The 24,184-nt window shown below is 38.8% G+C and carries 21 protein-coding genes; 11 read left to right on the top strand and 10 right to left on the bottom strand.

Annotated features, from left to right (window positions below):
* Positions 1 to 2: 2 nt before the first annotated feature.
* The gene (gene dmeF, locus HMPREF0014_RS21125; protein WP_020992342.1) at positions 3 to 989 is read right to left on the bottom strand and encodes a CDF family Co(II)/Ni(II) efflux transporter DmeF; all 987 of its coding nucleotides are present in this window, start codon (positions 987 to 989) and stop codon (positions 3 to 5) included.
* Between the two features lie 57 nt (positions 990 to 1,046).
* On the opposite strand from dmeF, the gene HMPREF0014_RS21120 reads away from it, so the two are divergent.
* A complete protein-coding gene (locus HMPREF0014_RS21120; protein WP_002051959.1) occupies positions 1,047 to 1,310 on the top strand; it encodes a metal/formaldehyde-sensitive transcriptional repressor in 264 nt (87 codons plus the stop codon).
* Between the two features lie 50 nt (positions 1,311 to 1,360).
* Here HMPREF0014_RS21120 and mnmE read toward each other — a convergent pair whose 3' ends face one another.
* The 5 genes from mnmE to rpmH all read right to left on the bottom strand — a co-directional run bounded on the left by mnmE (position 1,361) and on the right by rpmH (position 5,462).
* Entirely contained in the window at positions 1,361 to 2,716 is a 1,356-nt protein-coding gene (gene mnmE / locus HMPREF0014_RS21115; protein WP_002051891.1) for a tRNA uridine-5-carboxymethylaminomethyl(34) synthesis GTPase MnmE, read from the bottom strand.
* A gap of 91 nt (positions 2,717 to 2,807) precedes the next feature.
* Positions 2,808 to 4,568, bottom strand: coding sequence for a membrane protein insertase YidC (yidC, locus tag HMPREF0014_RS21110; RefSeq protein WP_004711270.1), 1,761 nt, complete (start codon positions 4,566 to 4,568; stop codon positions 2,808 to 2,810).
* 5 nt (positions 4,569 to 4,573) lie between these two features.
* Positions 4,574 to 4,894, bottom strand: a complete 321-nt coding sequence (yidD, locus tag HMPREF0014_RS21105) for a membrane protein insertion efficiency factor YidD (RefSeq protein ID WP_002051924.1) — start codon at positions 4,892 to 4,894, stop codon at positions 4,574 to 4,576.
* Positions 4,895 to 4,904: 10 nt separating this feature from the next.
* Positions 4,905 to 5,297 (bottom strand): ribonuclease P protein component, encoded by a 393-nt coding sequence (gene rnpA / locus HMPREF0014_RS21100; protein ID WP_004706196.1) that lies wholly within the window; start codon positions 5,295 to 5,297, stop codon positions 4,905 to 4,907.
* A 30-nt stretch (positions 5,298 to 5,327) separates the two neighbouring features.
* The gene (rpmH, locus tag HMPREF0014_RS21095; RefSeq protein WP_000831329.1) at positions 5,328 to 5,462 is read right to left on the bottom strand and encodes a 50S ribosomal protein L34; all 135 of its coding nucleotides are present in this window, start codon (positions 5,460 to 5,462) and stop codon (positions 5,328 to 5,330) included.
* A gap of 670 nt (positions 5,463 to 6,132) precedes the next feature.
* On the opposite strand from rpmH, the gene dnaA reads away from it, so the two are divergent.
* The 5 genes from dnaA to cybC all read left to right on the top strand — a co-directional run bounded on the left by dnaA (position 6,133) and on the right by cybC (position 12,824).
* A complete protein-coding gene (gene dnaA / locus HMPREF0014_RS21090) occupies positions 6,133 to 7,530 on the top strand; it encodes a chromosomal replication initiator protein DnaA (RefSeq protein WP_002051932.1) in 1,398 nt (465 codons plus the stop codon).
* Between the two features lie 97 nt (positions 7,531 to 7,627).
* Complete coding sequence (dnaN, locus tag HMPREF0014_RS21085; protein WP_002051938.1) at positions 7,628 to 8,776, top strand: DNA polymerase III subunit beta; 1,149 nt, start codon at positions 7,628 to 7,630, stop codon at positions 8,774 to 8,776.
* Between the two features lie 14 nt (positions 8,777 to 8,790).
* Positions 8,791 to 9,873, top strand: coding sequence for a DNA replication/repair protein RecF (recF, locus tag HMPREF0014_RS21080; protein WP_006581468.1), 1,083 nt, complete (start codon positions 8,791 to 8,793; stop codon positions 9,871 to 9,873).
* Positions 9,874 to 9,925: 52 nt separating this feature from the next.
* Positions 9,926 to 12,394 (top strand): DNA topoisomerase (ATP-hydrolyzing) subunit B, encoded by a 2,469-nt coding sequence (gene gyrB, locus HMPREF0014_RS21075; RefSeq protein WP_006581467.1) that lies wholly within the window; start codon positions 9,926 to 9,928, stop codon positions 12,392 to 12,394.
* Positions 12,395 to 12,431: 37 nt separating this feature from the next.
* Positions 12,432 to 12,824, top strand: coding sequence for a cytochrome b562 (gene cybC, locus HMPREF0014_RS21070; RefSeq protein WP_004711273.1), 393 nt, complete (start codon positions 12,432 to 12,434; stop codon positions 12,822 to 12,824).
* An 89-nt stretch (positions 12,825 to 12,913) separates the two neighbouring features.
* On the opposite strand, the gene HMPREF0014_RS21065 is transcribed toward cybC, so the two are convergent.
* Positions 12,914 to 13,471 (bottom strand): VTT domain-containing protein, encoded by a 558-nt coding sequence (locus tag HMPREF0014_RS21065; RefSeq protein WP_006581466.1) that lies wholly within the window; start codon positions 13,469 to 13,471, stop codon positions 12,914 to 12,916.
* A gap of 266 nt (positions 13,472 to 13,737) precedes the next feature.
* Positions 13,738 to 15,669, bottom strand: a complete 1,932-nt coding sequence (locus HMPREF0014_RS21060; protein ID WP_006581465.1) for an ATP-binding cassette domain-containing protein — start codon at positions 15,667 to 15,669, stop codon at positions 13,738 to 13,740.
* A gap of 252 nt (positions 15,670 to 15,921) precedes the next feature.
* On the opposite strand from HMPREF0014_RS21060, the gene HMPREF0014_RS21055 reads away from it, so the two are divergent.
* The 4 genes from HMPREF0014_RS21055 to erpA all read left to right on the top strand — a co-directional run bounded on the left by HMPREF0014_RS21055 (position 15,922) and on the right by erpA (position 20,001).
* On the top strand, positions 15,922 to 16,926 hold the full coding sequence (locus HMPREF0014_RS21055) for a putative solute-binding protein (protein ID WP_006581464.1): 1,005 nt from the start codon (positions 15,922 to 15,924) through the stop codon (positions 16,924 to 16,926).
* Positions 16,927 to 17,181: 255 nt separating this feature from the next.
* Complete coding sequence (locus HMPREF0014_RS21050; protein ID WP_002051905.1) at positions 17,182 to 18,189, top strand: putative solute-binding protein; 1,008 nt, start codon at positions 17,182 to 17,184, stop codon at positions 18,187 to 18,189.
* 347 nt (positions 18,190 to 18,536) lie between these two features.
* Positions 18,537 to 19,541: a putative solute-binding protein gene (locus tag HMPREF0014_RS21045; RefSeq protein ID WP_002051879.1), complete on the top strand. Its 1,005-nt coding sequence runs from the start codon at positions 18,537 to 18,539 to the stop codon at positions 19,539 to 19,541.
* A gap of 124 nt (positions 19,542 to 19,665) precedes the next feature.
* Positions 19,666 to 20,001: an iron-sulfur cluster insertion protein ErpA gene (erpA, locus tag HMPREF0014_RS21040; protein ID WP_000993572.1), complete on the top strand. Its 336-nt coding sequence runs from the start codon at positions 19,666 to 19,668 to the stop codon at positions 19,999 to 20,001.
* A gap of 59 nt (positions 20,002 to 20,060) precedes the next feature.
* Here the strand turns inward: erpA and HMPREF0014_RS21035 are convergent, their stop codons facing one another.
* Together HMPREF0014_RS21035 and HMPREF0014_RS21030 are read right to left on the bottom strand one after the other, a co-directional pair.
* Positions 20,061 to 20,903, bottom strand: coding sequence for an alpha/beta hydrolase (locus HMPREF0014_RS21035; protein ID WP_006581461.1), 843 nt, complete (start codon positions 20,901 to 20,903; stop codon positions 20,061 to 20,063).
* Between the two features lie 126 nt (positions 20,904 to 21,029).
* On the bottom strand, positions 21,030 to 22,157 hold the full coding sequence (locus HMPREF0014_RS21030; protein WP_004711281.1) for an anhydro-N-acetylmuramic acid kinase: 1,128 nt from the start codon (positions 22,155 to 22,157) through the stop codon (positions 21,030 to 21,032).
* A 61-nt stretch (positions 22,158 to 22,218) separates the two neighbouring features.
* Here HMPREF0014_RS21030 and tyrS point away from each other — a divergent pair, with 61 nt between their 5' ends.
* Complete coding sequence (gene tyrS / locus HMPREF0014_RS21025; protein WP_006581460.1) at positions 22,219 to 23,451, top strand: tyrosine--tRNA ligase; 1,233 nt, start codon at positions 22,219 to 22,221, stop codon at positions 23,449 to 23,451.
* Positions 23,452 to 24,184: the final 733 nt, after the last annotated feature.

Genomic DNA, 24,184 nt, shown 5'->3' with positions numbered 1-24,184 from the left:
AGTTATGCCAATGTTTCACGTGGAACATAAACAGGTTTTAAGGTATTAATTTCTACTGAAATATGCACAATTTCATCATGAATCGATAAAGCATGACGAATCTGGTCTGCATTTAAAGAGATATCGTCAGTTTCAAGCGCCAAAATACAAGAAAATTTACCTTTTGCGACTTTCCAGACATGAATATCTGTAATTTCAACATGTTTTGGAAATTCAGTTATGACTTCCCGAATTTCTTGAACTACCGGATGATCCATTTCAGCATCTAGAAGGGTTTTTCCTGTCTCTTTCATTAAACCAAAAGACCACTTTGCAACTAAAATAGCACCTAGAATTCCTAAAAGTGCATCTAAAAAATCCCATCCAAAATATTTACCTGCGAAAAGCGCTACAATTGCAAAAACAGAAGTCACTGCATCTGCAACCACATGTAAAAACGCAGCTTTTTGGTTTAAATCATGGTGATGATGCCCATGGCCATGCTCGTGATGGTGATGGTGATGGTGATGGTGATGGTGATGGTGATGGTGATGGTGACCATCATCATGAAGTAACCAGGCACAAATCAAGTTAATAACTAAACCTAAAATTGCAATTGGAATAGCTTCATTATAAAAAATTTCCACCGGGTTAAATAAACGTTGAACTGACTGAAAAGCCATAAAAATAGCCACAACCATCAGCAAAATTGCGCTGCTATAGCCGGCTAAAATCTCAATTTTCCAAGTTCCAAAGCTAAAACGGTGATCACTCGAATAATGACGGGCTGCACGATAGGCAAAGTAAGCTAAACCAAGGGCCAACATATGTGAACTCATATGCCAACCGTCGGCCAATAGTGCCATTGAATTGAAGAACCATCCACCAAATACTTCCAGTACCATCATGGACGCCGTTAAAATGGTTGCAATCAAAATCCGTTTTTGTGCTAAGGGATTTCCTTCATCAAACTGATGTTGATGATGACGTGATACACTATGATCCTGCATAAAATTTAAACCCAATATACTCCCTACCAGTATATTAAATTCTACAAGAGAAAACAGATGAGTCACATTGGTCAGGATAAAAAAATTCTTAATCGTGTAAAACGGTTAAAAGGACAAATCAACAGCATTGAAAATGCGATAGAACAAGCAGAATCTTCATGTATCGATATTTTGCAGCAAGTTGCAGCCATAAAAGGTGCTATAAACGGTTTAATGAGTGAATTAATGGAACAGCACTTACATCATCATGTGCTTAAAGGTGCAGAAATCGATCAAAATGAGCTAGAAGAATTTTTAAAAGTTTTAAAAAGATATGGCTAAAAGAAAGTTCTGGATGACACAACAATACGTATCATCCAGATTATTTAAAATTATTTTCCAATGCAGAACGAACCGAAGATTTTGCCTAATAGATCATCGGCACTAAAGTCTCCAGTAATTTCACCTAAAGCATTTTGAGCAAGACGTAGTGATTCAGCAACGAGTTCACCAGCGTTAAATACAACAAGTTGCTCACGTGCCTCTGCCAAATAGAGCTGAGTGCGCTTCATTGCGTCTAAATGACGAGTTCTCGCAATAAATGTATCTTCCTCAGGGTGAAAGCCTGCATGCGCTGTAATCGCATCTACGAGGCCTTGTACACCCATCTCTTGTTTTGCTGAAACTGTAATATGACGGAATCCTTGATAATCACCTATTTCGGCAGATTGACCAGTTAAATCACATTTATTGCCGATTAACATGAGACGACGCGGTTCAATATGTTCAGCAAAGTATTCTTGAGCGAGTTGCAATGGGTCATCCCCTTGATTTAAATCGTAGACCAATAACAGCAGATCGGCCTGCTCAATTTCTTTGATTGCACGGCGAATACCTTCTTTCTCGACCACATCTCCCGTTTCACGAAGACCTGCTGTATCAGTTAAAGTAATTGGTAAACCATTTAAGCTAATTTTTTCATGCAAAACATCACGAGTCGTACCAGCAATGTCCGTTACAATCGCTCGTTCTACACCAGCAAGCGCATTTAACAAGCTCGATTTACCCGCATTTGGTTTACCCGCAATCACAACCTGTAGACCTTCACGGAGTAATTGCCCTTGTCGTGCAGAAGTTTGAACGGCATGCACCGACTGTTGAACATCTTCCAGTAAAGCTAAAATTTTGCCATCAGCCAAAAAATCAATTTCTTCTTCTGGAAAATCAATCGCAGCTTCTACGTGCAAACGTAAATGAATCAGTTTTTCTAAAACTGTATTAATTTTTGTTGAAAATGCACCTTGCAGAGAACGAACTGCCGAACGAGCCGCAGCTTGAGAGGTGGCATCAATTAAATCGGCAATAGCTTCCGCTTGTACCAAATCCATTTTGCCATTTTCAAAAGCTCGCATGGAGAATTCCCCAGCTTTTGCAGCAATCGCACCCAGCTCGAATAGACGGCCAAGGAGAGCATTTTGAATGACTGGACCGCCGTGCCCTTGTAACTCGACAACATCTTCACCAGTAAACGAATGCGGATTTGGAAAGCATAGGACAATCCCTTCATCCATAATGCTTCCATCAGCATCATAAAACTTACGAAAACCTGCCATACGCGCTTCAGGCAAGTTTTTTTGTGTCAGTTTTTGAGCCATATCATAGGCCTTAGGTCCAGATAAGCGAATCACGCCCACTCCGCCACGCCCTGGTGGCGTTGCAATTGCAGCAATTGTGGTTTGACTTTGCATATTATTCACCTAAAAAACCTAAAATACAGCCAAAGAAAAATCCGCCTAAGATTACCATCTTAAGCGGATTGATTCAGCAAAAGTTCAACGATTAAGATGCTGATTCAGTCTTGTTTAGACGACTTTTCTCAACACTCTTGTTAATAAACCATTGCTGTAAAATGGTAATACTGTTGTTCACAATCCAGTACAACACTAGACCCGCAGGGAAGAACAACATAAATACCGTGAACATAATCGGCATAATGCGGAATACTTTCGCTTGCATTGGATCAGCTGGTTGCGGGTTCAACATTTGCTGAGCAAACATTGTCGCCCCCATAATTAACGGCAAGATGAACCAAGGATCCATTGCAGATAAGTCTTGAATCCAGCCTAACCATGGTGCGTGACGTAATTCCACACTTTCCATGAGTACCCAGTACAACGCAAGGAAAATTGGCATTTGTAGCAATAATGGCAAACAACCAGACAATGGGTTCACTTGTTCACGTTTATAAAGCGCCATCATTTCTTGCGAGAAGCGCATACGGTCTTCACCGAACTCTTCTTTCATGCGTTGCATTTCTGGTGCAATCACACGCATTTTCGCCATAGAACGATAACTTTTTGAAGATAAAGGCCACAAAATCATCTTCACCATAATGGTAAGTAAGATGATTGACCATCCCCAGTTGCCTACAATGCTATGGAAGAATTGAAGACCTAAGAACAATAACTTCGCAATTGGCCATAACCAACCATAGTCCACAGTCTGGTTCAGACCGACAGCTAAATCTTTTAATTCAGATTGTACTTTAGGACCTGAATAAAGCTTTGCATCTACTTCCATTGAAGTGCCAGCTGGAACATTAATTACTGGCGAAGTAAAGCCAATAATATTCATATGATCCGCAGACTGACGTGATTCAAGCTTAGCAACATAAGGCTGACCATTTGCTTGAGTCAGTTTAAGGTTTCCTGGAATCCAAGCACTTACAAAATAGTGCTGAACAATCGCAACCCACCCACCTTTAGCATCAGCATTTAATTTTTCTTCTGAGAAATTAGCAAACTTAAGCTTGTTATAGTGTGAATCAGGCGTACCCCAAGCTCCCCCTAAGAACGTCCCTAGAGTAAAAATACCTTGAGAAGACTTACCAGGATCCTCAGAGTTATCACGCTTTAACTGTCCAAACATCTGACCTTGCCAGTTTTGTTGGCTACGGTTAATCACTTGATGGCTTACAACAATCGGGTATTGACCTTGGGTAAAGGTAAAAGTTTTAATAATTTCAACGCCTTCTGGTGTTTTAAATACCATTGGTACGCTTAAAACTTTTTCAGACTGACCCTTTTGATCCTGCACACCCTTAGCATCAGCCAAAGTATATGATGTTTTTTCAACCGCATATAACGGACGACCACCACGACTACTATCTGGTCCATTCAAACCAATTAAGCCAGACTGAGCAACATATGTACGCTTGGCATCATTTTCAAGCATAACAAAAGGTTGATTACTGTCTTTGCTTTTGTCGTGAGAGAGTAATTCAATACGAACAATATCACCACCTTTTGGATTAATCCAAAGATGATAAAGGTCAGTTTGTACTGAAATAAGCTGTTGATTCACAGGTGCTGTCGCATCTGTGGTTTGTGACTGCGCAATATTTGCTTGTGGCACATCGGAAGCCACTGTTGCAGTTTTAGCATTTGGCAAATCAGCAGATATTTCATGTGAACTTACAGCCGCCGCTTGTTGTTGCGGTGCAGTTGCAGCATTTCCATAATCTTTTTGCCAAGCCAAAATGAGCAAATATGCGGTGACAAACATGGCCCCGAGAATTGCAAACCTGGCCCATTGTTGCATATCTATTACCCCAAATGGTTAGAGAGATTTTGCTTCATTAAACGATCACGAAAGGGTACAGCAACATGATGCGTTTGAGAATCTATTTGATGAAACGAAATAAAACGAATTGCTTTTGGCGGTACCGGATCATATCCGGAGCCTCCCCATGGATGACATCTGCAAATACGTTTAGAAGATAGCCAAACGCCTTTGATTGCACCATGAGTTTGTAATGCTTCTATCGCATATTGGGAACAAGTTGGGATATAACGACAACGGGGTCCAAGAAGCGGACTAATCGCAATTTGATACAGTCGAATGAACCAACGCAAAATACGAACCATTGGTCATCTCTTAATTTTGCGAGGTTGGGACAACTTTAGAATGTTTTTTTGCCAAGCGTTGTAATTTTTGCCAAGCAAAATCTAATTGTTGATATAGCTCAGCGTTCGTAATCGTTTCTATACCAACTTTAGGCATTACAACAACATCTATGTCTAACCCAAATTTCGGCTGATTTAGACGAAAGCTCTCACGAGCAAGACGCTTTATTCGATTTCTTTCATGCGCACGGCGCACTTTTTTCTTAGCAACAACAATACCCAAACGGCTATTAGGCTGTTCGGTGAATTTTGCAAGAAATAAAAAATGGGGTTGATGCACTTTAAAAAGCGCACCATCAAATACACTTTTATAATCTGCAGCACAGCGTACACGACGATCTGTGCTAAAACTGTAAAGTGCCATCACACCCAAGTCTGGTCAGCGTAACAGTAATTAAACAGTTAAGCTATGACGACCTTTTGCACGACGACGAGCTAATACTTGACGACCAGCTTTAGTTGCCATACGAGCACGGAAACCATGAACGCGTTTACGCTTTAATTCAGATGGTTGGAAAGTACGTTTCATATCGAAACTCCCAAAAATGATCTTTCTATAAAGGTCCGCGATTTTATTGTGCAATGTTTACTCTGTCAATGATAAACAGAGAAAGTTTTGTATTTAAGTCAAATTTTTAGTTCTTCATCCTCTCTTTATATTAAGTCAATTTTTACCATTTAAAAGTTATGCACAAAGTAATTGTTTATTTTTATTATGACTTTTAAGATATACACTTCTTATTTACATACTTATCAACAAACATGGATGTGAAATGAGTTTGGATTTGGTATATTTGAATTTAAATTCATATTTCTTAGTTATCCACAATTGGGAGTGGCCCTATTAAATAAATTCAAATTTTAAAATTTAAATTTATTCTTATTAGTGTGGACTTTTTCTGTGGATTTGATGGTTTTAAATTTAAAAAACATATATTTGAACTGTTGATAACTCTGTTTTTATTATCTTTATGGATTGTGGATAAGTTTATGTGATAATTTATCCACAGGATGTGCAAAAAGTTATACACAATTGGTTTTGAATTTAAATTTATTCACAAGAGATTTCTTTTTAGTCAAAATCAACCGAATTCGTCATGACAGATGTGGATAACTTGGGTAGAATGGCGACCCCTTCTCATCAGGAAGGGTTAATCTTTAAATGATTTGAATTTAAAACGCAGACATAGGGGATACACATGCTTTGGACAGACTGCTTAACTCGCTTGCGACAAGAGCTCTCTGATAACGTCTTTGCGATGTGGATTCGCCCTTTAGTAGCTGAAGAAGTAGAGGGTATCCTACGTCTATATGCCCCTAATCCTTATTGGACACGTTATATTCAAGAGAATCATTTAGAGTTAATATCTATATTGGCGGAACAATTGTCTGAGGGACGTGTACGTCAGGTTGAAATCTTGGTCGATTCGCGTCCTGGTAGTATTTTGTCTTCTAATGAACAACCAGCAACAACTACAGCTGCTTTACAAAGTGCACCGGTTTCACAACCTACTAAGGTTAAAAGAGAACCAGAACCTGTTGCTAACCCTGCAGTTAGTTCGAAAACTTCAAAAAAGAAACTATTAAACCCACAATTTACTTTTTCGCTATTTGTTGAAGGCCGTTCTAACCAAATGGCAGCGGAAACTTGTAGAAAAGTATTAACACAATTAGGTGCTTCTCAACATAACCCTTTGTTTTTATATGGTCCAACGGGTCTTGGTAAAACTCACTTAATGCAAGCGGTTGGTAATGCTTTACTGCAAGCTAAGCCGAATGCGAGAGTCATGTATATGACTTCGGAAAGTTTTGTACAAGATTTTGTGAGTTCATTACAAAAAGGAAAGGTTGAAGAGTTTAAGAAAAATTGTCGTTCTTTAGATTTGTTATTAGTGGATGATATTCACCTTTTGGCTGGTAAAGAAGCTAGTCTTGTTGAATTCTTTTATACATTTAACGCCTTACTTGATGAATCTAAACAAATTATTTTAACGTCTGATCGATATCCTAAAGAATTAACAGAACTTGATCCACGATTGGTTTCTCGTTTTTCATGGGGACTATCAGTAGGTGTTGAGCCACCAGATATTGAAACCCGAATCGAAATTCTACTTAAAAAAGCTGAGAATAGTGGCGTTGATTTGCCTAGAAACTGCGCATTATTCATTGCACAACAAGTGGTAGCAAACGTACGTGAACTTGAAGGTGCTCTTAATAAAGTTGTCGCAATTTCACGTTTTAAAGGTGCTCCAATCGACCTTGATGTTGTGCGAGAGTCTTTAAAAGATGTATTGGCAATCCGTGCTCGTACAATCAGTGTGGAAAATATCCAACGTGTAGTGAGTGAATATTTCCGTATTCCTCTAAAAGAACTGGTAGGTCCAAAACGGACACGAATTTATGCTCGACCACGCCAATTGGCAATGGGGCTTGCCCGTGAGTTGACTGGTGATAGTTTTCCGGAAATTGGAATGGCTTTTGGTGGGCGAGACCATAGTACCGTGATGCATGCTTGTGAAAAAGTGGTCAGTTTGCGGGAAGAAGATCCTATCTTTGACGAAGATTATAAGAATTTACTACGTCTTCTTCAGAGTTAATGAAATCATAAGACGTTGTTGCAAAGTCTCCATAAGTGCAGCATAGTACACAGCTAAAAAATGAAATGTTTGCTCCAAGTTGCTAGAGGAATGAATCGTGCGTTTGAAAATCGCTAAAGAAAGTTTACTCAATGTTTTATCGCATGTTGTCGGTGCGGTAGAACGTCGTCATACCTTGAATATTCTTTCAAACGTCAAAATTCAGACTAATGGTCAAGCACTCACCATTACTGGTTCGGATTTAGAAGTTGAACTGGTGGCGAGCACTGCTTTATCAGAAGGGGCGTGTCTTGAAGCAGGTGAAACGACTGTTCCTGCTCGTAAGTTAATGGACATTTGTAAATCTTTGCCTACCGCTGCATTGATTGATTTACAAATTACTGAAGATCAAAGATGTATTTTAAAGTCTGGTAATAGCCGTTTTGTATTAGGTACTTTACCAGCAGAAGATTACCCGTTGTTAAATACTGAGAATAGCCAAGGTACGCAAGTACAGGTGACTCAACGTGAACTAAAGCGTTTATTTGAAAAAACTGCTTTTGCAATGGCTGTACAAGATGTACGTTTTTATTTAACTGGTACTTTGTTAGAAATTGATGAAAATCAATTGCGTGCAGTCACAACTGATGGCCACCGTCTTGCCCTATGTGAAATTTTGGCCTCTTCTAGTTCGTCTCAATTAGTACAAGCAATTGTGCCTCGTAAAGCTGTTGGTGAACTACAACGCTTACTTAGTATTGAAGATGAGCAACTCACTTTGCTTATTGGTCGTGAATTATTAAATGTAACGATTAATACGCCAAGCCGTGATAAAGAACAAGGTGATATTACAGTTCGTTTTACGACAAAATTGATTGATGGGAAATTCCCAGACTACCGCCGTGTGATTCCACGTGGTGGCGATAAACATGTTTTGATTGGTCATGACGTATTTAAACAATCATTACAACGTGTCGCAATTTTAAGTAATGAGAAATTACGTGGTGTGTTCTTAAACTTTAATCAGGATTCTTTACAGCTTCGTGCAAATAACCCTGAACAAGATGAAGCGATTGAGGATTTAGCAATCCAATATCAAAATACGCCATTAGAAATGTCATTTAATGCTCAATATTTACTTGATGTGTTGGGTGTATTAGATGGCGATGATGTAAATATGAGCATGACTGAAGCGAACCAGTCAGTATTAGTACAAGATCCTGCTCATCCTGACCAGACTTATGTTGTTATGCCGATGCGTGTCTAAACTGGTTTAATTCTATGCATCTTACGCGCTTAAACATAGAACGCGTGCGTAATTTAAAAACGGTTGCACTCCATGGTTTGCAACCGTTTAATGTTTTTTATGGCGCTAACGGTTCGGGTAAAACATCAATTTTGGAAGCGATCCATTTACTTGCAACAGGTCGCTCATTCCGCACACATATCCCAAAAAACTATATTCAATATGAGGCTGACGACGCGATTGTGTTTGCTCAGTCAGCAACTGAAAAAATTGGTATGCAGAAACTCGCTTCTGGCGAGCAGTTGATGAAAGTGAATGGAGATACAGTTGCAACCCAAGGTCAACTCGCCAAATTACTCCCTTTACAACATATTGATCCACAAAGTACAGATATTATTGACCATGGTGCTAAGCCAAGACGTCAGCTTTTAGATTGGCTAATGTTCCACGTGGAACCTGAGTTTTATTTTGCTTGGCAGTATTACTCTCGAGCTTTAAAACAGCGAAATACTTTACTCAAAACAAGACGCAATCTTTCTTTGGCTGACTTAGAGCCGTGGAACAAAATGTTGAGTAATTATGGTGAAATTTTACACTCACAGCGTTTAAGTATCGTAGAACAATGGAACGTATATTTCCAAAATGATTTAAGACAGTTACTGCCTGATTTAGAGATTGAGCTGGAATATAGCCCCGGTTTTCATACAGAGCAGGGGCTCATGCAAGACTTGCTGAATCAGCATCAAAAAGACATTGAAAGACGTTATACAGAGTATGGTCCACATCGGGCAGATTTGCGCTTAAAAACACCTTTTGGACACGCCGATGATGTTTTATCAAGAGGTCAGAAAAAACTCCTGATTATTGCCTTAAAACTGTCACAAATTGCAATGTTGCATGCGAGTAATAAGGAAACTGTGGTATTATTAGATGATCTGACAGCAGAATTAGACTTAACCGCACAACAACGTTTAATTGAACGATTAAGCCAACTTGGTAGCCAGGTTTTTATGACAACTTTAGATCATGCATCGGTAAAAAAACATTTACATGATCTGTCTATTTCATATCAATTATTCAGTGTTGAATCCGGTCAAGTTAGTCTTGCTTCACCATAATTTTTTGATGTTAACCATCTTTGAATAAACCTATATTTGCTAGGGAGAAACCATGAGTTCAGAGTCTCAATCAGCCTCTCAAACAGAACAAACCAATGAAAAGGCTTATGATTCCTCTAGTATTAAAGTATTACGTGGATTAGATGCAGTTCGTAAACGTCCGGGCATGTATATTGGGGATACAGACGACGGTACCGGTTTACACCATATGGTATTCGAGGTTGTCGATAACGCAATCGATGAAGCCTTAGCGGGTCACTGTGATGAAATCATTGTCACGATTCACGAAGATGAATCGGTGAGTGTTTCAGATAATGGCCGTGGTATTCCAACTGATATTCACCCTGAAGAAGGTGTATCTGCAGCAGAAGTTATTCTTACCATTCTGCATGCAGGCGGTAAGTTTGATGATAACAGCTATAAAGTTTCAGGTGGTTTGCACGGTGTAGGTGTATCAGTCGTAAACGCACTGTCTAGTAAATTACATTTAATTATTAATCGTGCTGGCCAAATTCATGAACAAGAATACCATCATGGTGATCCGCAATATCCATTGCGTGTGATTGGTGAAACGGATAACACAGGTACGATTGTACGCTTCTGGCCAAGTGCAGAAACTTTTAGTCAAACCATTTTTAACGTTGAAATTTTAGCGCGCCGCTTACGTGAACTTTCTTTCTTAAATGCTGGTGTACGTATCGTTTTACGTGATGAGCGTATTAATCTTGAACATGTTTATGACTATGAAGGTGGTTTATCTGAGTTTGTTAAATACATTAACGAAGGTAAAAATCATCTGAACGAAATTTTCCATTTCACGGCTGATGCAGATAACGGCATTGCTGTAGAAGTTGCATTGCAGTGGAATGATAGTTATCAAGAAAATGTTCGTTGTTTTACAAACAACATCCCACAAAAAGATGGTGGTACACACTTAGCAGGTTTCCGTGCGGCATTAACGCGTGGCTTAAACCAATATCTTGAAAATGAAAACATTCTCAAGAAAGAAAAAGTGAATGTGACTGGTGATGATGCGCGTGAAGGTTTAACTGCTATTATTTCGGTTAAAGTTCCTGATCCAAAATTCTCTTCTCAAACGAAAGAAAAATTGGTATCGAGTGAGGTAAAACCAGCAGTAGAGCAGGCAATGAACAAAGAGTTCTCTGCTTACTTACTAGAAAACCCGCAAGCTGCAAAATCAATTGCTGGTAAGATTATTGACGCTGCTCGTGCACGTGATGCTGCGCGTAAAGCGCGTGAAATGACACGTCGTAAGAGTGCATTAGATATCGCAGGCTTGCCAGGTAAATTGGCTGACTGTCAGGAAAAAGATCCGGCACTTTCTGAATTATATCTTGTCGAGGGTGACTCTGCGGGTGGTAGTGCCAAGCAAGGTCGTAACCGTAAAATGCAAGCTATTTTACCTTTGAAAGGTAAAATCTTGAACGTTGAACGTGCCCGCTTTGACAAAATGATTTCGAGTCAGGAAGTCGGTACATTAATTACAGCACTTGGCTGTGGTATTGGCCGTGAAGAATATAACCCTGACAAGCTTCGTTATCATAAAATTATTATTATGACCGATGCCGACGTCGATGGTTCGCACATCCGTACATTGTTATTAACGTTCTTCTTCCGTCAAATGCCGGAGTTAGTTGAACGTGGTCATATCTATATTGCACAGCCACCTTTGTATAAACTGAAAAAAGGTAAGCAAGAGCAATATATTAAAGATAATGATGCTTTGGAAACTTATTTAATTTCAAATGCAATTGATGAGCTTGCTTTGCATATTAGTGCAGAAGCACCTGCAATTACAGGCGAAGCATTAGCAAAAGTGATCCAAGACTATCAAGTTTCACAAAAGAGCTTACAACGTTTAACGTTGCGTTATCCAGCAAGCTTACTTGATGGATTACTTGAAGTAGATGCCTTTAAAGCTGATCAGAACCATGACCAGGCTTATGTACAGCAATGGGCCGATCAAGTACGCGAAGCTGTACAAAGACTACAGCCAAGTTTGCGTCCTGAAATTACGCTTGAAACCTTTGAACGTGAAAATGCTCAAGGCGAGAAAACAGCGCATTATTGGCCACGTGTGACGGTATATGTCCATAACTTGCCACATGCTTACTTGCTTGATGCTGGTTTATTAAACTCAGCAGAATATGCACGTTTATTGAAGAACTCTAAGAGTTGGTTCAATTTAATTGAAGATGGTGCATATTTACAGAAGGGTGATCGTCGTATTCAAGTGGCTAACTTCCATCAGGTATGGCAGCACATTCTGCAAGATTCGCGTCGCGGTATGATGATCCAGCGCTATAAAGGTCTGGGTGAGATGAATGCTGAACAGCTTTGGGAAACCACAATGGACCCTGAAAACCGTAATATGTTACAGGTGACTATTGATGATGCAATCGAAGCCGATCGTATGTTCTCATGCTTAATGGGTGATGACGTTGAACCACGTCGTGCCTTCATTGAAGAAAATGCATTAAATGCAGATATTGATGCTTAATTGATAGCTAGATTCTAAATCAGTCTAAGGAGAGAAGATGATGAGTCAAAAGTTTATAGCAAGTATGCTGATTTCATGTGCAGCTTTAGTGAGTCATTCTGCATTTGCAGCTGACTTGGAAGCTGACATGAAAACTTTAGCAAAGAGCACAAAAGCCTTTGCTGAAGCGAAAGATCTCAATAACGCAAAACAGCAGCTTGTGATTATGCGTCAGGCTGCATTATCTTCAAAAAAATCTTTACCTCATAAGTTAGAAGGTTTACCGCCGGAAAATGTACAGGTAAAGCAATATCAAGCGGGTTTAGATCAGTTGGTTGCTGAAATTGATCGCGTTACTGTATTGGTTGATAAAGGTCAATTAGACCAAGCCAAAACTGAAGCAATAAATCTGGTTAATATTCGTAATGAAAACCATAAAAAATTTAGATAGATTCATTTTGATCTAAATAAAATAAAGGGAATGATTGATTCATTCCCTTTATTTTTTTGGTTTATTTGAGTGGATTAACTTGAAAAAGATTAATTTTCTACTAAGTCTGTAACTTGAATGAGTGCGTGGCCAAACAAATATCCAGCTGTTAACAAAAGGCAGATCCACAAAATAGCTCCAGCGACATTATAGATTAAAAACTTTCCATAACTCATATTGCTAGAGCCAGCAGCTAATGGTGCAAAAGAGCGTGCAAAAGGAATAAAGCGTGCCAGAAGAATGGTTTTGCCACCGTGTTGTAAGAAATAACGGTTGGTTTTATTTAAATACTCTTTCTTAATCAAACGTGATTTTGCTTCAAAAATACGGTTACCAAAATGACGTCCAATAGAGTAGTTCACAATATAGCCTAGGGTGGCAGCTATGATAAGCAAAGTAATCATATAACCCAGATGCATCATTTCAATTACTGAGCAAAGTGCCCCTACAGTTAGAAGTAAACTATCTCCTGGTAAAAAGAACATAAAAACAAAAGCTGTCTCAGAAAAAATGATCAAAAAGAGTATGGCATAGACCCATGCGCCATACTCCTGAATTAAAATAGGTAAAAAATGTTCAAAATTAGTAATAAAATCAATAAAATTCATTCAGTTTGTCTGATCCCGAATTAAATACCTACTCAAGAAGGGTAAAAACGAAGTTACAGAATTTAGTTAAATTATCTGTATATGGCAACCCTTAAGATGTAGCTTAAGTTTTATATGTTATCAAATTTGAATCTATCTCAAAAATTTAACAGCTGAATGAAATATTATTAGAAGTCATTCAAATTTTTATATAGTAGTGCAAATAAAGCTCTAATTTGAACTAAAAGCCAGTACTGGTACTTAAAAATACCAGTACTGATAAGAACTTAGTTTTCGAAAGAAGCTTCCATTTCCTCAAGTTCCATCATGAGTTCTAAAAGTTGCTCTTCATGTTGTTCGAGCTTCGCCTTCAACTCAGTCTGTTCATTCATTAGCTTAAGCAAATCATCTTTACGATTCGCTTCATATAATGAGCTATCTGCTAAAGCTTCTTCAATTTCAGCAAGTCTCGGTTGAAGCTTTTCAATTTGTGACTCAACTTTTTCAATATTTTTACGAATAGGTCGAGTCTGTTCGCGACGGCGTGCGGCTTCCTTACGCTGTGCTTCTTTATCAACTTTAGTAGGAGCAGGGGCAGCAGATGAGGAGTTATTTGCTGCTACAGCAGTCTGAGCATTAATCTGCTGCTGACGCGCTTCACGTAGCCATTTAGCATAATCCTGCAAATCACCTTCAAATTCGGTACATTTGCCGCCGTGTACTAAAAGAAGCTCATCACACACACTGGCAATAAGTTGACGTTCGTGGGAAACCAGAACAACAGCACCTTCAAAATCCTGTAAAGCCATGCTCAGTGCATGACGCATATCAAGATCTAAATGGTTGGTTGGCTCATCGAGAATTAAAACATTTGGACGCTGCCATACAATCAGTGCTAGGGCCAAACGAGCGCGCTCACCGCCAGAAAAGCTTTCACATGGTGTATCCATGCGTTCACCACTAAACCCGAAACTCCCCAGAAATGAACGTAAAGTAGCTTCACTAATTTGTTTATCTGCCAAACGGGCAAGTTGAAGCATCGGGCTGGCATGGCCGTCTAAAGCATCCATTTGGTGCTGTGCAAAGTAACCAATATTAAGTAACTCTGAAGCTTTACGTTCACCTGCTAGAAGTGGTAAATCACCGACCAAGCTCTTAATCAAAGTTGATTTACCTGCGCCGTTCATACCAAGTAAACCAATACGCGAATTTGGTGTAATTTGTAATCTGATTTTTTCAGCAATTAGCTTTTCGCCATAACCTATGTTGGCATTGTCTAAGGTCAGCAAAGGTGAACTCATTTTGGTCGGTTCACGGAAACTAAAAGTAAACGGCGTATCGACATGAGCTGGAGCGAGTTGTTGCATACGCTCAAGTTGTTTAATACGACTTTGTGCCTGACGAGCTTTAGTGGCTTTTGCTTTGAAACGGTCAATAAATTTTTGTAGGTGAGCACGTGTTTCTTGCTGCTTCTCAAAAGCTTGTTGTTGTTGTGCTAAACGTTCACTTCGAGTTGTTTCAAATGTTGAATAGTTACCGGTGTAAAGCGTGAGTTCCTGATTCTCAATATGGAGAATATGGTCTGTAATTGCATCTAAAAAGTCGCGGTCATGCGAAATGAGGATGAGGGTACCTTCATAGGCTTTAAGCCAGTCTTCTAACCACAAAATTGCGTCTAAATCTAAGTGGTTTGTTGGTTCATCTAGTAAAAGTAGATCAGAACGACTCATTAATGTACGCGCTAAGTTTAAGCGCATACGCCATCCACCAGAAAAGCTAGCAACATTTAAACGTAATTGATGCTCTAAAAAACCTAAGCCAGCCATAAGCTGGGCAGCTTTAGATGGTGCTGAATAACCGTGAATTTCATCAAAACGGCCATGTAGTTTAGCCAAGTCTGAATCTGTGAGTTGATCTGGATGAGCAAGCTTATTTTGAATATCCCAATATTCTTCATCACCAGAAAGAACAAAATCGATGGCAGGCATGTCTAGAGCTTTAACTTCTTGTGCCATATGTGCCACTGTCCAGACCGAAGGGCGAGTAAGAGTACCTTCATCTGCGCCTAAACTGCCTAGTAATGCTGCAAATAATGTTGATTTACCTGCACCATTGACCCCAGTCAGACCAATTTTCCAACCTGGGTGTAATTGCATAGACGCTTTTTGAAAGAGAACACGTCCACCGCGGCGTAAAGAAACTTGGTCAAATTGAATCATCTTGTCTTATCGAGGTGAGTTAGGGATGCTGTATTTTAAAGAGAACTGAACCTGAAAACAAAACTTTCAGAGTTTTAGTTTCTAAATGTTGAGATTGCATGGCTTAACCTATCTTTATTAAAGCTATTCGTCTGAAAATATCTAAATTTTTAACGAGATAGACCACATTCTAAAAAATATGGCTAAAATAAAAACAATTTAAAACTTGGTTGATAAATGAACTCCTAATAAAACTAGACTAAGGAAAGTCAAATGAAAAAAGGATTGGGGATAATTGGTGCAGTATTTTGCTGTGCTATGGGAACAGCACATGCTGGGCAAAATGTATGTGTATTCGATTTATTGGGAAAATCAGGTGAATCCTACAAAATGATGGAAGAGTGGGCACTGGCAGCGAAAAGTTGGCAGGCCGACATTATTTTAATTCCATTTCAAGACGAAGCTTTGGTAGATCGTAGACTGCGTGAGGGCAAATGTGACGCAGCTTATATGACCTCAATGCGAGCGCGAAATTACAATAAATTTGCAGGTTCGATTGATGCTATTGGTGGGGTGACAAGTAATGCAATTGCTCAAAAGGCAATTAGTTACGTTTTAGACCAACGTAATAAACATCGTATGGTAACTGCACAAAATGGAACAAACTACGAGGTGGTGGGGATTGTCCAGATTGGTTTGGCTTACTTGTTTGTAAGAGATAAAAGCCTCAACTCAATTGAAAAAGTACGCGGTACTAAATTTGCTATTTTACAATATGACGCAGCCCAAAAAATTATGGTGGAAAGTGTAGGTGCCCATCCTATTCCATCAGAAATTACAGATTTTGTGAAAAAATTTAATAATGGCCAAGTTGACGCCATTGCTGCCCCTGCTTATGCGTATAAACCATTAGAAATAGGCAAAGGTATTGGAACAAATGGGGCAATGTTTACTTTTCCCGTAGTCAACGTTACAGGGGACTTAATTGCAAGAAGTGATAGGTTTCCAGCCAATTTTGGAATGAAGTCTCGTGACTGGTTCATTAAGCAATTACCGCAAAATTTTGCGATGGTGAAACGGTTAGAAGCTGGAGTACCCTCTAAAATTAAAATCAATTTTTCAGTTGAAGATAAACTGAAATATCAAAAAATATTACGAGAAGGTCGCCTTGGCCTTACAAAGCAAGGAGTATATGACGCAACCATGATGAGTGTACTAAAACGTGCACGATGTACCATTGAACGAACAAATTTTGAATGTACGCTCAATGGTGAGTAGTTTGTTTTTTAATCACAAAATCGCTACACATATTTCAAAGCTGAATATGGGTATGAAAATTGTGAATATAAAAAGTAACTTACGGAAAATTAGTAGTTTTTAATTTTGATAAATAATTTAAATAGCACAAACAATGATCCAATGAGATAAAAATATTTGAGTAAAAGCTCTATTTTTTTCTAAAAAACATGATTAATATCTGTGTTTGAAAGGAAACTTCAAACAAAAAATCTGTTCCGTGGAAGGATGAAGAAAATGAAAAAAATCGTACTTGCTATGGCTGCCGCTTCTGTTGTTGGTTTTTCTGCTTCAGCGCAAGCAGCGAGTACCGTGTGTGTATTCGACCTCTTAGGAAAAGCAGGCGACTCATATAAAATGATGGAAGAATGGGCTCTAGCTGCAAAAGGCTGGGGTACTGAAATTAACTTGGTTCCTCGTCAGGACGAGGCTGTTGCAGATAATGATTTCAAAGCTGGTAAATGTGATGCGGTAGCAATGACTGCTATGCGCGCACGCCAATATAACAAATTCGCAGGATCAATCGACTCGCTTGGTGGTGTTCCTAATAACCAAATCGCACAGCGTGCTATTACTTATGTATTAGATGCACGTAATGCTGCCAAAATGACAACTAACCTTGGTGGTAAAAAATACGAAGTTGCTGGTATCTCTCCGCTAGGTTCAGCATTCATTTTCGTACGTGACAAAAACATCAACTCTGTTGAAAAAGCTGCGGGTAAAAAATTCGCCGTGTTAGGCTATGACGATGCACAAAAAATTATGGTGCAGCGTGTAGGTGCTCAGGCGGTTCTTTCTGATATTTCAAACTTTGCTGCTAAATTTAACAATGGTCAGGTAGATATGGTAGGTGCGCCTGCTTATGCATACAAACCATTAGAATTAAACAAAGGTTTGGGTGCAAATGGTGTAATGTGGAATTTCCCAGTATTACATGTAACTGCTGACCTAGTATTACGTGCTGATAAATTCCCTGCTGGCTTTGGCCAAAAGTCTCGTGACTGGTTCGTGAAACAATTACCTAAAAACTTTGCGATGATTAATCGTTTAGAAGCGCAAATTCCAGGTAAATATAAAATGAATCTAAGTGCTGAAGACAAACTTAAGTATCAAAAAATGTTACGTGATGGCCGTATGGACTTAACTAAACGTGGTATTTACGATGCTGGTATGATGTCTGTATTGAAAAAAGCACGTTGTTCTGTAGACAAAGCTAACTTTGAATGTTCAATGCCTGGTGAATAATTCATATTGATCTTAAAAGCCTAGACTTAGTTCTAGGCTTTTTTGCTTTATATAGGCTGTCAATTCAGCCATTGTGGTGAATTGAAAAGCCGCTAATCTAATTTGAAGATAAAACTTCATCTGGATATATGAAGGTATAAAAACGGAACAAGGATGTGAGTGATCAAAGAAGTACTATCGATATTTAAATATCTATTTTTCTTTAATTGAGCTCATATAAACAGAATTGCTCGTAAAAATATCTTAATCGCAAATTTTAGATGAAGCATATCTCATGAGAATCATGCCGACCAGCGTGAAATTTCTTGATGCTAAAAACAAAAAATCTACAAGGAAAGGAAAAGAATATGCGATTTTCCAAAACGCTTTTACTTGCGATGGGACTCACAACAATTTCATTTGCAGCCGAAGCCAAACAAACTATTTGTGTTTTTGACTTCGTTGGTAAAAATGGTGACGTCTATGCACTCATGAAAGATTATCAGCTTGCAGCGAAAAACTGGGGAGCTGATATCGAACTCAAAGTAAATCAAAACGAAGCAGTGATTGCTGAAGATTTTAAAGCTGGTAAATGTGATGGCATTAGCGTATCGGGTATGCGTGGGCGTCAATTCAACTCATTTACAGGTTCATTAGATGCTATTGGTGCGATTCCCGATCTCAAACTTGCTGTTAAAGTCATGCAAGGTTTAGCGAGTCCAACCTTTAGTAAATATATGGTGAATGGGCGCTATGAAGTCGTCGGTGTTATTCCGGTAGGGGACGCTTACCTTTTAGTAAACGACCGTAGTATTAATACAGTGGCGAAAGCTGCGGGTAAAAAAATTGCTGTACTAGATTACGATGAAGCGCAAAAAATTATGGTTCAGCAGGTAGGGGCACAGGCTGTGAGTGCTGATGTGACTAACTTTGGAGCTAAATTTAATAATCATCAGGTTGATATTATTGGTGCGCCAGCAGCGGCGTTTAAACCTTTAGAACTACAAAAAGGCTTAGGCACGAAAGGAGCAATCGTTAACTATCCAATCTTACAGGTGACTGGAAATATTATTATTCGTCCAGATAAATTCCCAGCTGGATTTGGTCAGAAATCTAGAGAATGGGTGGCAGGCCAGTTACCACGTGCCTTTACTATCTTAGGAAAAATGAAAGCTGATATTCCGCAAAAATACTGGATGGATGTACCTGCTGCCGATAAACCGGGCTATCAAAAGCTTATGCGTGAATCACGAATTAATCTTACAAAACGCGGTGTTTATGATAAACGGATGATGAAATTATTATGGCAATTCCGTTGTAAGCAAGATGCGAAAAACTTCGAATGTGGCTTACAAGATGAGAATTACAAATAATCTTGATAAAAATACTCAAGATTCGCTTTAAACTTCGAAGACAGACCCTATATTGATTATGCTATACTCAATATAGGGTCTTTTTTATTTTGAAAGGCACAGCAAAATCCGAGGAACAATCATCATGAATGCCCAAGCTCTAGTTTTGACAGATAATGCTGCCAATAAGGTACGCCAACTCCGTGATAGTGAAGGGAATGACGATCTCATGTTACGTGTATATGTAACTGGAGGCGGGTGTTCAGGGTTTTCATACGGCTTCAATTTCGCTGAAAGCGTAAATGAAGATGATGCTGAATTTGTAAATGGCGATGTAAAGATGCTGGTTGACTCACTCAGCTATCAATATTTAGTTGGCTCAGTGGTTGATTACGTTGAAGGCCTTGAAGGTTCACGCTTTATTGTGCAGAACCCAAATGCGACAACAACTTGTGGTTGTGGTTCTTCGTTCTCGATTTAAAAAGAATTTTAAATAAAAAAGCCTCTCTATTTTGAGAGGTTTTTTTATTAGTCAAATCATTATTTTTCACTAATAGATTCTAAAAAGTATTGAACCAGTTCAGGTGCATTCTGATAAGGAATCCAATGAGAAGCGTTCATGAAAATGGCTTTATAACTATTTTTAAAATAACCTGAATTTAACTTGGCACTTTTTTCTGTTACGGCAATATCATCTCTACCCCAAATAAATAGAGTCGGCACATCTATTAATTTAAAAGGATTCTGAGGTTTATCCCAGAAAAATCCACGGTACCAATTTAACGCCGTAGTTAGCCTATTTTCTTTTATAAACTCAGTCTCGAATATTTCAATTTGCTGTTCGGCCATGCCTGATGACTTTAGAAACTTACGGCCTAATTTCGGTATCTTTTTAAATAAAAGTTCGGGCACAATCGGTAGCTGAAAAATTGCAAAATAATAAGATTTAAAAAGTTGTCTACTGCTTAAACAAGCTTTTAAAAATGCGGCTTGATGCGGCACAGAAACTAAAGTGAGATGTTGAATATACTGCGAGTACTTCATAGCTACACTAGACGCAATTACAGAACCCCAATCGTGCCCAATTAAATAAACTGGTTGACCAAGCCCCTTAATAAAAACTGCGACATCTTCAGTTAGTTCACTTAAAGCGTAATGAAAGCGGCTTTGTGGTCTAGCATTTAGACTATAACCACGTTGATGAATCGCAAGTGTTCTAAATCCATGCTGATGCAATAGTTCAGAAGTTTGCACCCAACTATGTGCAGTTTCTGGAAAGCCATGCAATAAAACCACGAGAGGGCCATCTATAGGGCCTGAATCAATCACATCGAATGTCCAAGCCCCACGAGTATATTGATGAATACGGTTGGTCAAATCCATAACAACATGCCTTACTTATTTTTGTTGGCGTTTATCATGAGTTTTTATGCACATTTAAATAACAGCATTTCGGGTCAGTAAATGTGCTATAAGGTCGAATCTAGGTAAAAGAACTTATAAAAAATCTTATACCGCCGTGATTGTTCCTAAAATTCTAAAATCAGACGCACCAGTTACTGCTGGTAAATTACCACTTAAACTATTCACAAAACGCATTGCTAACCATGCAAATGCTGTAGCCTCGACCCAGGTAGGGGAGAGTCCTAAAACATCTGTGGTTTGAACTGACCAATTGTGCTTACGTAAACGCCAGCGTAATTGTTCTAACAAATAAGAGTTATAAGCCCCACCACCACATACATATACTTCGCCTGTTTCCATATCAGAACGATAAATCGCTTTTTGAATAGCACGCACAGTAAGTTTTAATAAGGTTGCTTGAATATTTTCTGGTGTATCTTCTAACTCATCGTAAGTTAAATCATTACGCCAATCGATTAACTGATCATCTAGCCAGTCAATATTGAAATCTTCACGTCCCGTACTTTTAGGTGGCTCTTTAGAAAAATATTCATGCGCATGAAGACGGTCGAGTAAAGAGCGAATAGGATGCCCATAAGCAGCCCAATCACCATTTTCATCATATGGATGACCCGTATGGCGATGACACCATGCATCCATCAAAATATTCGCAGGCCCCGTATCAAAACCAAATACGCCGTCAGGATTGTTGGCAGGCAACATACTTACATTGGCAATGCCGCCTAAATTCAAAATCACACGATGAATGCTTGGATGTTGAAATAATGCTTGATGAAAAGCTGGAACTAATGGAGCACCTTGTCCGCCTGCAGCCATATCTCTACGACGGAAATCTGAAACAACCGGAATCTGAGTAATTTCAGTAATAATGTTTGGGTCGCCAATTTGTAACGTAAAGCCATGCTCTGGACGATGACGAATAGTTTGCCCATGCGAACCGATCGCTTTAATTTGGCTACGGTCTAATTGATGCTTTTCAATTAAGCTATTAATCCCATGACCAATCATTTTGGCTAGAGCAACATCAGCTTTACCCATACGGTCAATTTCATTGTCATCGGGTAAAGTTAATGCCATAAGCTCATCACGTAACTCGGGTTCGAAAGGAACTGTAAGAGTGGCATGAAGCTGTAGTGGCTCAAATGAAGCCGCAACAATATCTACACCATCCATACTAGTGCCAGTCATTACGCCGATATAGATTGCGCTCATATGCAACTTCCCCTGCAAGACGCTGAAAAAATGTTAGTATATCGCACAAATTGAATAACTGATGTGTTTAGGTTTTGTGATGTCAAATTTCTTGCCCGCCGAAGAACAGCTTGCCCTCATCCAACGAGGCACGCACGAAATTATTTCAGAAGAAGATTTACTGAAAAAGCTTAAAGAGAATCGTCCTCTTAAAATTAAAGCTGGTTTTGACCCTACAGCACCAGATTTACATTTAGGACATACGGTTCTTATTAACAAACTAAAAACGTTCCAAGACTTGGGCCATGAAGTTACCTTCTTGATTGGTGACTATACAGCGATGATTGGTGACCCAACTGGTAAAAGTGCAACTCGTCCGCCGTTGTCACGTGAACAAGTTGAAGCCAATGCTAAAACTTATCAAGAACAAGTTTTTAAAATCTTAGACCCGAATAAAACAAAAGTACGTTTTAACTCAGAATGGTTTAACCAAAAGTCTGCTGCTGACCTTATCCAGTTAGCGAGTCAACAAACCGTATCGCGCATGTTAGAGCGTGATGACTTTACTAAGCGTTATAGCAACCATCAGCCAATTGCGATTCATGAGTTCTTATATCCTTTAGTTCAAGGCTATGACTCAATTGCGCTTGAAGCTGACGTTGAGTTAGGTGGTACAGACCAAACCTTTAACTTACTTATGGGTCGTACTTTACAAAGCCGTTATGGCCAAGAATCACAAGTGTGTATCACTGTGCCGATTCTAGAAGGTTTAGATGGCGTAAATAAAATGTCTAAATCTTTAGGTAACTATATTGGTGTTTTTGATGCGCCAGGTGCTATGTACCAAAAAGTATTATCAATGCCTGACTCTTTAATCGAACGTTATTTCGATTTATTAAGTTTTAAATCTCTTGATGAGATCAAAGCTTTATTAGATGAAATCGCGGCTGGTCGTAATCCACAAGAAGTAAAACGTATTCTTGCACTCGAGTTGGTTGAACGCTTCCATGATGCTGAAGCAGCTGCCAATGCTCATAAGAGTGCAGGTAACCGTATTACAGAAGGTGAGGTGCCAGAAGATACACCTGAAGTGACTATTTCACGTGGTGAGTTTGGAGGCGAAATCTTTATTGCTACGATTTTACGTGTAGCAGGCCTAAACCCGAATGCAGCAGCTGCAAAAGATGCTGTAGCACGTGGTGCAGTAAAAGTTGACTGGAATGTAGTAGATGCAGGTTTCTCTGTAAAAGAAAATGGCACTTTCATTATTCAGTCAGGTAAAAAGGCAATTGCACGTGTAACTTTCACTGATTAAGAAAGTTATATAGTGAAAAGCAGGAATAATCCTGCTTTTTTTATTTCTGGAACTCAAAATTAATTAAGGGTTCCACGTGGAACAATTTGTAATTAACTTAATAAGTAGAAAAATAGAATAAGAAAAAAATAGAAAGTATGAATCAATAAATAGAGTATTTACTCTAGTTTATCTTTGGAATCTTTGGAATCTTTGGAATCTTTGGAATCTTTGGAATCTTTGGAATAGAAAATGCTATATATGCCTATAACCTCTATAAGAAGAAATCAAAAATCTAAGGTGAACTGAATTTTCCTAAAATAAAAATGAATAAAAGTAGTGAAAATGCCTAAAAAAAAGCCATATATATCACTTTTTTCGCAAAATAGTAGAAAAAAACGGCACTCAAGAGAAAAAGGCTGAAATACCCCTTGCAAAGGGATTTGGATGGTCTATAATGCACATCCATCGGCGGTGATGCAGATAGAAACTTGTTGAAAAACAGTTGCTTGAGATTAAGTTGGTTGCTTTAAGTGATGAATTTGATGTTAAGTTGGTTTGAAAGATGAGTTTTAAAAATATCGAAATTACCTGTTGACTTTTAAGAGATTAAGAGTAATATAGCCGACCTAGCTTGCTGGTGACGAACCAGGAAGAAGATCATTAAGAGAATTGAAGAACAACTTGTGTGGATTTTTACTGATTGATTAATCGAAATAATTTTCATTGATTGATTGGTTTAAATTACTCGAAG

Source organism: Acinetobacter sp. RUH 2624, from assembly GCF_000162375.2.
In the GTDB taxonomy this organism is placed as follows: Bacteria; Pseudomonadota; Gammaproteobacteria; order Pseudomonadales; family Moraxellaceae; genus Acinetobacter; species Acinetobacter nosocomialis.
This window is presented reverse-complemented; position numbering and strand designations above follow the sequence as displayed.

Bases quoted from the DNA above. Each gene is read 5' to 3' on its own strand.
- dmeF (WP_020992342.1), bottom strand. From the start codon at position 989: ATGCAGGATCATAGTGTATCACGTCATCATCAACATCAGTTTGATGAA.
- HMPREF0014_RS21120 (WP_002051959.1), top strand. From the start codon at position 1,047: ATGAGTCACATTGGTCAGGATAAAAAAATTCTTAATCGTGTAAAACGG.
- mnmE (WP_002051891.1), bottom strand. From the start codon at position 2,716: ATGCAAAGTCAAACCACAATTGCTGCAATTGCAACGCCACCAGGGCGT.
- yidC (WP_004711270.1), bottom strand. From the start codon at position 4,568: ATGCAACAATGGGCCAGGTTTGCAATTCTCGGGGCCATGTTTGTCACC.
- yidD (WP_002051924.1), bottom strand. From the start codon at position 4,894: ATGGTTCGTATTTTGCGTTGGTTCATTCGACTGTATCAAATTGCGATT.
- rnpA (WP_004706196.1), bottom strand. From the start codon at position 5,297: ATGGCACTTTACAGTTTTAGCACAGATCGTCGTGTACGCTGTGCTGCA.
- rpmH (WP_000831329.1), bottom strand. From the start codon at position 5,462: ATGAAACGTACTTTCCAACCATCTGAATTAAAGCGTAAACGCGTTCAT.
- dnaA (WP_002051932.1), top strand. From the start codon at position 6,133: ATGCTTTGGACAGACTGCTTAACTCGCTTGCGACAAGAGCTCTCTGAT.
- recF (WP_006581468.1), top strand. From the start codon at position 8,791: ATGCATCTTACGCGCTTAAACATAGAACGCGTGCGTAATTTAAAAACG.
- gyrB (WP_006581467.1), top strand. From the start codon at position 9,926: ATGAGTTCAGAGTCTCAATCAGCCTCTCAAACAGAACAAACCAATGAA.
- cybC (WP_004711273.1), top strand. From the start codon at position 12,432: ATGATGAGTCAAAAGTTTATAGCAAGTATGCTGATTTCATGTGCAGCT.
- HMPREF0014_RS21065 (WP_006581466.1), bottom strand. From the start codon at position 13,471: ATGAATTTTATTGATTTTATTACTAATTTTGAACATTTTTTACCTATT.
- HMPREF0014_RS21060 (WP_006581465.1), bottom strand. From the start codon at position 15,669: ATGATTCAATTTGACCAAGTTTCTTTACGCCGCGGTGGACGTGTTCTC.
- HMPREF0014_RS21055 (WP_006581464.1), top strand. From the start codon at position 15,922: ATGAAAAAAGGATTGGGGATAATTGGTGCAGTATTTTGCTGTGCTATG.
- HMPREF0014_RS21050 (WP_002051905.1), top strand. From the start codon at position 17,182: ATGAAAAAAATCGTACTTGCTATGGCTGCCGCTTCTGTTGTTGGTTTT.
- HMPREF0014_RS21045 (WP_002051879.1), top strand. From the start codon at position 18,537: ATGCGATTTTCCAAAACGCTTTTACTTGCGATGGGACTCACAACAATT.
- erpA (WP_000993572.1), top strand. From the start codon at position 19,666: ATGAATGCCCAAGCTCTAGTTTTGACAGATAATGCTGCCAATAAGGTA.
- HMPREF0014_RS21035 (WP_006581461.1), bottom strand. From the start codon at position 20,903: ATGGATTTGACCAACCGTATTCATCAATATACTCGTGGGGCTTGGACA.
- HMPREF0014_RS21030 (WP_004711281.1), bottom strand. From the start codon at position 22,157: ATGAGCGCAATCTATATCGGCGTAATGACTGGCACTAGTATGGATGGT.
- tyrS (WP_006581460.1), top strand. From the start codon at position 22,219: ATGTGTTTAGGTTTTGTGATGTCAAATTTCTTGCCCGCCGAAGAACAG.